Source organism: Pseudoalteromonas sp. DY56-GL22 (assembly GCF_041414715.1).
Classification (GTDB): domain Bacteria; phylum Pseudomonadota; class Gammaproteobacteria; order Enterobacterales; family Alteromonadaceae; genus Pseudoalteromonas; species Pseudoalteromonas simplex.
This window is the reverse complement of sequence record NZ_JANHZR010000009.1, coordinates 141,892-152,729: the sequence shown is the minus strand read 5'-3', so window position 1 is coordinate 152,729 and position 10,838 is coordinate 141,892. Positions and strand designations below refer to the sequence as shown.

The 10,838-nt window shown below is 40.9% G+C and carries 4 protein-coding genes; all 4 read left to right on the top strand.

Annotated features, from left to right (window positions below):
- Nucleotides 1-465 precede the first annotated feature (465 nt).
- The 4 genes from NO991_RS17915 to NO991_RS17900 all read left to right on the top strand — a co-directional run bounded on the left by NO991_RS17915 (nucleotide 466) and on the right by NO991_RS17900 (nucleotide 10,836).
- On the top strand, nucleotides 466-4,455 hold the full coding sequence (locus NO991_RS17915; RefSeq protein ID WP_300546148.1) for a two-component regulator propeller domain-containing protein: 3,990 nt from the start codon (nucleotides 466-468) through the stop codon (nucleotides 4,453-4,455).
- Nucleotides 4,456-4,745: 290 nt separating this feature from the next.
- Nucleotides 4,746-8,243 (top strand): hypothetical protein, encoded by a 3,498-nt coding sequence (locus tag NO991_RS17910; RefSeq protein WP_371352258.1) that lies wholly within the window; start codon nucleotides 4,746-4,748, stop codon nucleotides 8,241-8,243.
- 427 nt (nucleotides 8,244-8,670) lie between these two features.
- Entirely contained in the window at nucleotides 8,671-9,285 is a 615-nt protein-coding gene (locus NO991_RS17905; RefSeq protein ID WP_300362349.1) for a trimeric intracellular cation channel family protein, read from the top strand.
- A gap of 39 nt (nucleotides 9,286-9,324) precedes the next feature.
- Nucleotides 9,325-10,836, top strand: a complete 1,512-nt coding sequence (locus tag NO991_RS17900) for a YifB family Mg chelatase-like AAA ATPase (RefSeq protein WP_300362352.1) — start codon at nucleotides 9,325-9,327, stop codon at nucleotides 10,834-10,836.
- Nucleotides 10,837-10,838: the final 2 nt, after the last annotated feature.

The following is a 10,838-nucleotide window of genomic DNA, read 5'->3' as shown; positions in this document are numbered from 1 at the left end:
GAAGGTGGCCGTACAGTTGGTGCTGGTGTTGTTGCAACTATCGTTGAGTAATCAACTATAGTGATGCATTAAGCATTGAGAAAAACCCGAGCTTAGTCTCGGGTTTTTTTATGGGTGAAAAAGCTATCAGCTGTCAGACGTCAGATTAGATCGAGAGGGTTGTTTAGTGTGGTGTCTCACTCAGCATTCTGCCTGTTCATTCTTCAGGTAGGTTGGTTTGAGCGAAGCGAAACCCAACACAATACATGTAAACCTTTTCTTTGGTAAACCCAAACCACCATAAAACACTCCCAAGGTTATGCTTGACCTATAACCTAGAGCCTTTACCCTCGCTAACTCGCATCTAAATCCAACCCCTTGATATCTATCTTGGTTATTCATCCCTAAATTGGGAAATGATTATGAATGTTAGCTGAACTGAACTACGCTTGATTAATAACTAATAATAAATGTGTAGATTTAGGGATGATCCGTTTTTTAATAGCGATATTAGTACTTCTGTTTTTACCTTCAGCTTGGTCTGCATTTCATAATTACGATATTGAGGATGGATTATCGCAAAGTGTTGTGTTCGATATTGTGCAAGATCAGCAAGGTTTTATGTGGTTTTCGACGCAGGCAGGTTTAAACCGTTATGATGGCAATAAGTTTACCGTATTCACAGCCTCTGATGAGACAAATAGCCTAGCAAATAACTATATCTATCCATTGGCACTTGATAGCGAATCACAGCTGTTTATAGGTACGCGAAATAGTGGTGTAAACCAACTTGCATTACATAATTATCAATTTTCTGAGCCACTCTTAAAAGAGCGTCGCATCACCAGTTTATTGGTAGCGCAACAGCATGTTTATATTGGTACTTACGACGGCAGCCTGTTTCGTTACGATAAGCGAACACAGCAACTTGAAAGGTTAATAACAGACTTAAAAAAGCCTATTTATGCGCTATCAAAAATTGCCGACATCCTTTGGATTGGTACCCATGGAGCTGGGTTACTTCATTATGATCTTATTAATAAACAACAAATTAATACTATTTTTTCTGGCTTTGCTGAGCCAGTAGATATTCATGCCAGTATCTTTGCTATCAAACAGGCAGCTGATGGCAGTATTTGGTTGGCAAGTCAGGGTGGTGGCTTATACAAGATTGAGTTAAGCACTAAAACAATGACGCAGTGGCTTACCTCTAATGATGGTGGTGTTGGGCTTAGCAGTAATGAAATTCGTGATATTGAGTTTGATAGCCAAGGCCAAGTTTGGCTGGCAACGCGAGGTGGCGGGATTAATGTTTACGATCCAATTAATGCAAGCTTCACCGTCTTAGCACATGACCCATTTGATAAATATAGTCTTGCTCATAACCGGGTTTATAGTATCTACCGAGACAGTAGCGACATTATGTGGTTCGGTACTGCAAATGGGATCAGTAAGCTCGACCCAGCATCATTGCAATTTAGTAAGTTAAAAAAGCCAGCGCCACTTTCAAGTAACGATGCGTGGGCGCTATTTGAAGACTCAAAGCAACGTATTTGGTATGGCAGCTGGGGTGGCGGTATCGATATTCTTGATCAGCAATTAAATCGTTTAGAGCGCATAACCACCGAAAGTTCACCGTATTCAATTAGTAGCAATGCAATTAAAGCCATTGCCGAAGATCGTAATGGCGATATATGGATTGGCAGCTGGCAGCAAGGGATTGATGTTTTGCATACCGATGGCAGCATCAGTCACTTTCGAGCAGGTGAAGGCGAGCATGGCTTAACTGAGAACAGTATATATGCTCTTTTAGTCGATGAGAAAAATAATGTCTGGGTTGGCACGAATGGTGGAGGGCTGTTTTGTTTTGATAGACAGCGTGGCAAATTTATTAGTTTTGCACAGCCTGTAGCGAATACACAACTTGTAATTCCAACGGCGCGGGTGACGAGTTTATATAAAAGCTCTCAAGCAGAGCTGTGGATAGGCACAGATGGTGATGGGGCTTATCATTACAACGCTGCAACCGATACTCTCACTAATTATCGCAAAGGCGACTTGGCTTTATCTGATAATACAGTGCGTGCGTTTTTAGAAATTGACCAGCAAATGTGGCTCGCAACATCGAACGGCTTAAATATTATTGATTTGAGCAATCAGCAAGTGCATCAGTTTAATGTCGCTCAAGGCCTTCCTAATCAAGTCGTTTATGCGTTGTTAAAAGACAATGAAGATTGGGTTTGGCTCAGTACCAACAACGGCCTCGCTAAAATAGACCCAGCAACCATGAGCATTAAAAGCTATAAAGCTCGACATGGTTTACAAGGTAATGAATTTAATGCCGGTGCTTATTTAAAAACCCGTGATGGCCGCTTGATGTTTGGTGGCACACAGGGGGTTAGTGTCATTAATCCTGCTGACCTTGAAGTTAATACTATTGGCGGGCAATTGGCACTTACTAGTTTGCAATTTGATGATAAGGATGTGGTAAACGAAGGAGTCAGTCGTTTAGGCAGTTTATATCAAATAGAAAAAAGCCGTTCAGTGACTATTCCTGCGGGCATCAAACGGGTTCACTTTCAGATTGGTTACTTACACTACTCTGAGCCACAGACTAACCTGTACTCTTATCAGTTAGCGGGCTTTGAACAGCAATGGCGTAAAGCTACAGGGCCTTTTTTATCTGTTGATTATACTAACCTTCCTGCTGGTAAATATCAGTTGAAAGTTAATGCTAGTAGTGAAAGCGGGGCAAATGTGCTCACTCCATTACTGTTAAACATAACCGTTCTTGCTCCTTGGTGGCAAACTAGTGAGTTTTATCTGTTAGCGGCTATGCTTATTTTGGCGATGGTGTGGCTATTCACAGTGCTTTGGACTCGCCGGATACGCAAACAAAAATATTATCTGGAGCAAATTGTTAGTGAGCGTACCGACGAAATCGCAGAGCAAAAAACGCTCATCGAACAGCAAGCTGAAGCTCTGAGTGATTCACTCGAAAATAAAGTACGCTTCTTCACGCATGCATCTCATGAATTACGTACTCCTTTGAGTTTGTTGATTGCGCCGTTGCAAAAGCTAATAGCTGATGAGCGAATTACTGAAAAGCGTGAGCAGCTGAATTTGGTATTGCGAAATAGCCGGCGTTTAGAAAATTTGGTTGATAAGCTATTAACGCTGACTCGTTATGATGAGCGCCATGAAGAGATTATAAAAGTTGTGTCACTATCGGCAATTGCCAGAGAGGTCGCAGGGCAGTTTGCTGTGTTAGGTGAAAAGTCTATCGACTTTAAGGTCGATATTGAAGAAGCCGTATTTATCGAAAGCACCCGAGAAGGGGTGATCACGATTCTTACCAACCTTTTAAGCAATGCATTTAAATATACTCAGCAAGGTCAAGTCAGCTTAACTGTAAGCGTATCAGGTGAGCTTGCCAACATAGAAGTAACAGACACAGGTAAAGGTATCGCAGACGCTGAAAAAGGCAAAGTATTTGATACTTTCTACAGAGTGAGTAGTCATGCAAATGTAGAAGGTAGTGGCGTTGGCCTAGCCATCGTTAAGCGTTTGGTTGATAAGTACAAAGGCACGCTTGTGCTGGCAAGTCGCTTAGGGGAAGGAACTAGTTTTAAACTTTCATTTCAAGCAACGCAATTTGCAGCTCAAGCTTCTGCTGCAAGTATCAGTTCAAAATCAAATGAAGTGCAGAATAAAGCCAGTGTATTAATTATTGAAGACAACGATGAGTTACGCCATTACCTTAAATCTGAGTTACAACACCGCTACCAAGTTTTATTAGCGCAAGATGGCCAAGTTGGATTGCAAATAGCTTTGAGCCAAGTGCCAGATTTAATCATCACTGATTTAATGATGCCTAAAGTTGATGGCTTTACTGTGTTAGATTCATTACATAACTCGCCCGTTACATGCCATATCCCAGTAATTATTTTGACCGCAAAGGGCGATTATGAAACTCGAGTGAGTAGTTTGCAGCAACACGCGCTAGATGTGATCACTAAACCATTCGATAGAGAAGAGCTATTTTTAAAAATTGAGAACTGGCTAGGCTGGGTAGCTCAATATGCACAACAATCGAAATCTGAAAAGTCGCCACATAAAGCTCAGCAAAAAACGGCCTTTTCACTCGACCCGAGAGACAAAAAGCTGCTTGAAAAGTTAGCTGAATATGTTGCTGAGCATTTTCATCAGCAGGGCTTTTCTATGCTTGAATGTGCGAAGCACTTAGCATTGAGTGAGCGTCAATTCCAAAGAAAGTTAAAAGTATTGTTAAATATCACACCAAGTGAATATCTTCGCGAATATAGATTGCAAAGAGCTGCTGAGTTGTTACAGCAGGGTCGCCAAGTAAGTCTAGTTATAGATGATGTTGGTTTTTCTTCACGTTCGTATTTTTCTAAGTTTTTCAAAGAAAAATATGGTGTGACGGCAAAAGAATATCAATGTCAAAAACTTTAACCTACTGTTTTTTAATTACATGTCGTATTTGAGTACATTTTTGTCGGCATTCAGTACACACAATTTGAATAACTCATCTACCATAAAATCTTAATGAAAAATGAACAGGAAAACATGCTTCGAAGTACTCAAATTGACGGGCAAACATAAAGTCTAATTTATGGTTAAAAGAGTGATCGAGCGCTGACCTTGTTCATACGTTTATTAAGATTTGCTTCCTTTGAGATTGGCAACTGCTCTGCAGTTGCCTCTTTTTAGTGAGCTATACCGCAATCAATGTAAGGATTAACATGATGAGCCCTCCAAATTTCAGGTCTATGAATTTTATAAAACAATTACTTTTCGCAGCCAGTATTATTAGCTTAACAGCTTGTGGTGGGAATAATAGCAATAACGAAGATGATACCCCTCCTGTTGCTGAAGAGAATAAAAGTCCAACAGTATCAATTAACAGTGACACAGAGTTATTAGAGGGAGAGGAGCTAGTTTTACAGGCGACAGCGACTGATAGTGACGGAAGTATTAGTCAATATGCTTGGACACAAGTATCTGGTCCTACCCTTGATCTTTCTGGTAGCGATACAAGCACCTTAACAATTACAGCACCTGCAGTTGAAGAAGATGCAGATATTGTTCTTGCTTTGACTGTAACAGATGATGACGATGCAACTGCAAGTGCAGAAGTTAATATAGCTCTGAAGCGCAAGGCACTAAAAATAACATTTGAAGGCATTGTAACTGATGAGCCAATTGTTAATTCTAGTGTTGTAGTTCAAATTGGTGATGAACAGTTTGAAGTAACCGCGGATGCCCAGGGTCGTTTTAGCGTAGATATTGAAGTGGATGACTCTGATGCAAATGAATTAGTGAAGCTAGTCGCATATGGTAATAATTCAATCAATCCCGGTGTAGAGTTTGTCTCACAGCTAAAATCAATTTCAACTTTGCTGGCGCAAGCAGGAGCTGATGGAAAACTTAGTAAAGAGGATAATTTTGGCGTTAATGTAACTAATGTTACTACCGCAGAGTTTGCATTATTGACTCGTGATGGTGCTGATATCAACTCCGAAGAAGCACTCGATGATGCATTGTTAGCTGTTGATGCGGATGAGAAGTTACTTTTAGCATCATTAATTAAAATTATTGTTGATAACGAAAACTATGAACTTCCTGAAGGCGTCGAATCAACCTTAGACTTTGTATCAAATTCTGAGGATATTGATAACTTTGTTAATACCGTAGAGAGCCAAGAACCGGGTCTAATTGAATCGACAAAAGAAGAAATTAAAGAAGATGATGAACTTGTAGATCAGACCGTTACTAGTATTGTGGGTGAGTATATTTTAATGCAGCCGCAATACTATAGAGCATCAACTGCGCAGTTAGAGTTTAAGGCTGATGGAACTGGCTATGCTAGTTTGATTGATGTCGATACAAGCTTTAATTGGTCTCAGCAAGAGCAGGATATTACAATTAATTTAGCTGAGCCTGTACTTATAAACTGCTCATTTAGCAATGATGAAAATGATCAGCAGCAGGAGGTATGTGAGTATTTAGTTGAGTTAGATCTAATTATTCTCTTGGAAAATGATGCTAATAGAACTGTAGAGTTTTCTCGCAAAACTGAAACTCGTTTCAGTAACAGCGGTGAAGTGTATAACAGCTCTGAATCTAATTATAACGCCACCCTTATTGAACAACGACAAACACTTGCAGTGACAGCAGATGAGCTTATTGGTACTTGGGTTATTGATAATTTGAGCGAGTTTGGTGGGTATAGTAGTGCTGTAAGTATTGAGCTACTTTCTGGTGGAACTGGGACGCTCACTGATAACGATAAAACGCCTGTCAGTGTTACTTGGCAAGTCGATGAGAATCAACTGCTTATAAGTAATAGCGCAGAAAGTATCAATTATGACATCGCAATTTGGTTAGTTAAAAATGTACAAGTTGGTTATCAATTTGCTGCATCACTCGAAGCTAAAACAGATGATAGCTCGCGAACAGTTACTGGTTTAATGGTGAAAGATAACCAGCTTTCATTTACTGAAGCAGATCTACTTGGTAAATGGACTGTGTACCAAGGTTATAACTCACCACAAACAGACCTTCATTACGACGTTTATGACGATGGTTTAATGAATTTTAATTTGAATCAAAACTTTCGTTCTTGGCAAGTAAGTAGTGATGGAGAGTTCTTACGTTATAACTATTTTACAAGTAATGGCATTCAGCCAATCTGCCCTGAAGATGATGTTTGCCAAGTATATAGTGAGTTTTCTCAACGTCTGCTAGCAACCAATAACGGGCAAAACTTTACTTACCGTAAGTATCGCTTTTTTAATTATGACGGAACCGAACGCCCAGAGGATTACTCATCACATCTTCGTAACTTCTCAGTTTCTAAGGAATATGGCGTATCTAAATTTGCTCCCTACTGGTTAGAAGAAAACGCTAGCTATGATGAAAATGGTTATCCGATAAACGTTGGTTTTATTGAGCTTTATTCGCCAAGGGAACGTGGTGTTGAAACTATTAAAGTTGAGACAATCTATAACGATGAATTAGATGAATATAAACGTAGAATTAGCTTTTCATATCTTGGAGTTTTAACTGAATATGACTACAGCTTAGCCTCCGGCAAATTGATGTTTAATACATCGCAAGCAGAGGTTAGTGACTTTGATAGGTATTTCTTAACGGTTTGTGTTTATGCGCAGTCAGCGAGTTGTACTGAAGGTGATAAGCAAGCTTGGTTCTTTGATAAAGCGATGGCGGAAGCGCAGGTTGATATTGATCGCCCTGCAACAGAGCACCCGTTAGATGGCGCCTGGCAACTTGCCGATGAACCTGATGTTGCAGTGGTTTTACGTGATGGGAAGTGGATTCAGATTCAAGCAATGACAGATGAAGGCGTTGATGATGCTCATCCGGGATTTGAGTTAGGCGATTTTACTTGGAATGAGAGTACAGGTGAGTTTGCTGTTGAACTAAGTGAAGATACCAATGGAAGTTTTGGGATTGACGATGCTGGCAGCATTATAGCGTCTGTCTCTGCAGATACACTTACTCTTGAAATTGAAGGGGAAGGTGATGTTGTACTAACACGTATTTATAGTCTGGGAAATCCCCTAGTAGGTGCTTATTTCGATGGTTCGCTTGATGGTGACTTCTTTATGGGCATATTTAAAGAAGACGGTACTTTCTTAGAGCTTGCTCATGACACTGAAAATGATGAGCTGGGTATATCTGGAGGCTACTATAATTATGACATTGAGAATCAAAAAGTGTTTGTCGATTTCTATGAAAAAACATACGGTAGCCCAATAGAAGAAGCTGACCCGCACTTTATTGTCAAAGCACAAGGCAACTTTTTACAATTTAAAGATGGCGATGACTTCGGTGTAATGCAAAGAATTACGCGAGTTATTGAGCAAGATTCTTTTACCGAAGTCGACTTAATTGGTACACATATTTTCACCTATATGGCCGAGAGTGGTGGTGTTGAAACATCAAATATTGTCATTGCTGAAGATGGCAGCGCTTCATTCGAATTAGATGGTGAAGTTCGTAGTGCGTCTTGGGAGCTGCATTTAGGATCTTTAATGATGTTTAGTGAGGCTACCGAGAGTCAGAATTATGGTTATGGCGTGTTAATGACTCCTATCACAACCGTTGATGGAGGATTTAGCGTTGAAACTTTAGGTTTTGAAGTACCAGAAAGCTATAACGACGATGATGACCCTGCATTACATACATTTTTGTCAGGCAGCTTAATTAAGCAGTAATTTATACCCAGACCACCTCAAGATGCAGAATTCAGCGTTTCACAGGTGCTTAAAATCAAGGCGTTACTTTGCAAGAATGGCAGTCCCTTTTAAGAAGTAACAACGATGAGAGTAAGTGCCTGCGAAGCGCCCAAAGGGTTGGTTTAAAAGCGATTTATACTGCGTTATTGATTTTAACAATAGAACCACTATTACTTGCAATCAATGCCTTGCCTAAATCGCTTTTAATTCCAACTGAAACTCGCACCTTGAAATGGTTTGGGTATATAAAGCCCAGCACAGTATGAAGTACTGGGCTGTTTTTTTAGGATTGATAGTCGTAGTAAATCAAAATACACACCAGCTAACCTACTTAGATCTAATCTTCGCTTAAAAGATTGAAAAGTTTATGTTACAACGGCACTAACATTACTTTTTAGTTACAAACATGACTGAACTTTACCATTGGTTTGATTTAATCGGCGTAGCCGTGTTTGCTGTTTCTGGAACGCTATTAGCGTACGACAAAAAAATGGATGGCTTTGGGGTTGTTGTGTTAGCCACAGTCACTGCTATTGGCGGTGGAACTGTGCGCGACGTTATTTTAGATGTGCCCGTATTTTGGTTACATGATCAAAGCTATTTCTGGGCTATATTACTTTCTGTATTTGTTACCACTCGTTTAATCAATAAACAGCGTTCGATTTCACTTAATGCATTGCAAGTGGCAGATGCTTTTGGTTTAGCATTTTTTGCGGTGATGGGGACGCAAAAAGCCATGCTTGCTGGTATGCCTGATACCACCGCGATTATTATGGGTGTGATCACAGGGTGTTTTGGTGGCGTTATCCGTGATGTGTTGGCTGGAAATATGCCGATGCTGTTAAAAGGTGAGCTCTATGCTATTACTTGCATCGCAGGTGGGATTGTTTACACATTAAGTATCTCACTGGGTTTAGTGACCGAAATGGCCATGGTGTTGGCTATGCTTATGACCTTATCACTGCGTTTAGCTGCAATGAAATGGCACCTTACATTACACGTTTTTAAATATCCCGACTAAGATTAGTATTAAGAATGAATGATAGGGACATCATGGATCGTGTCTTTAGCTAGAATATTTTCTCGTGCACAAGTAGGTGTGCAAGCTCCTGAAGTGATTGTAGAAGTACACTTAGGCAACGGCTTACCTGCTTTTCATATCGTTGGCTTGCCAGAAGCGTCAGTCAAAGAGTCAAAAGATAGAGTGCGTAGCGCACTCGAAAACTCACAGTTTGGTTTTCCTGACCAACGAATAACCGTCAACCTTGCGCCTGCTGATTTACCTAAAGAGGGTGGCCGTTTTGACTTGGCTATTGCAGTGGGTATCTTGGTCGCCTCTGGGCAAATAAACTGCCCTGATATTCATCGTTATGAGTTTTACGGAGAGTTGGCTTTAAATGGTGAGGTAAGAGGGGTAAATGCTATTTTGCCTTCGGTGTTAGGGGCGAAAGAGCAGGGGCGCTGTTGTTTTTTACCCGCTGAAAACGATAATCTCGCTAGCCTTGTGTCGGGCGTTTCTCGAAAAGCCGTTTACTCCTTACAAGATGTTTGGAATGACTTATTAAATCAGCAACCTCTGCCACTTAATATTAGTTATCCAGAGCAGCAGTCGCAGCGCGAATCGCTACTCGATTTAAGTGACGTGAAAGGCCAACCTGGTGCCAAACGAGTACTCGAAATTGCTGCGGCTGGTGGCCATAATTTACTGTTTCTTGGCCCTCCAGGTACTGGCAAGTCAATGCTTGCCCAGCGTATGCCAACGATTATGCCAACCATGTCGGATGATGAAGCAATTAGTACCGCTGCGCTATATTCGATAATTGGTCAGTCGGTTGATTTATCTAATTGGCGTGAACGGCCCTTCAGAAATCCACATCATACTTGCTCTGCTGTTGCCCTTGTTGGTGGCTCTTCGAACCCTAAGCCGGGGGAGATCTCCCTTGCTCATAATGGCGTATTGTTTTTAGACGAGCTGCCCGAATTTGAGAGAAAAGTGCTCGACTCATTGCGTGAACCAATGGAAACAGGTGTGGTGACCATATCGCGTGCGGCACGACAAATGGAATTTCCATCGCAATTCCAGCTGATCGCCGCATTAAACCCTAGCCCCACAGGAAGCCATACAGATAAGCGTGCAACGCCAGATCAAGTATTGCGGTATTTATCTCGAGTATCTGGACCATTTATCGATAGGATTGATTTACAAATTGAGCTGCCGAGACTCACCAGTAGCCAATTACAGAGCACGCAAGTAGAAGAAAGCAGTGAACAAGTAAGAGCCAGAGTTGAAAGAGCTTATGCAATTCAACTTAATCGGCAAGGCAAAGTGAATGCGCGCTTGAATAATAAAGAAATGAGCATTCATTGTGAGTTGGCAGCTGCTGAGCTGCAGTTTTTAGCAAAAGCCAGCGAAAAACTGGCTTTGTCACCACGCTCGTATCATCGTGTTATTAAAGTTGCGCGTACCATTAGCGACTTGAAAGCACAGCCAGCAATTACCTTGAGTGAATTAAAAGAGGCGTTGAATTATCGCGCCTTTGAACGGTTAATTAGCCAATTAACGCAGTATTAGTA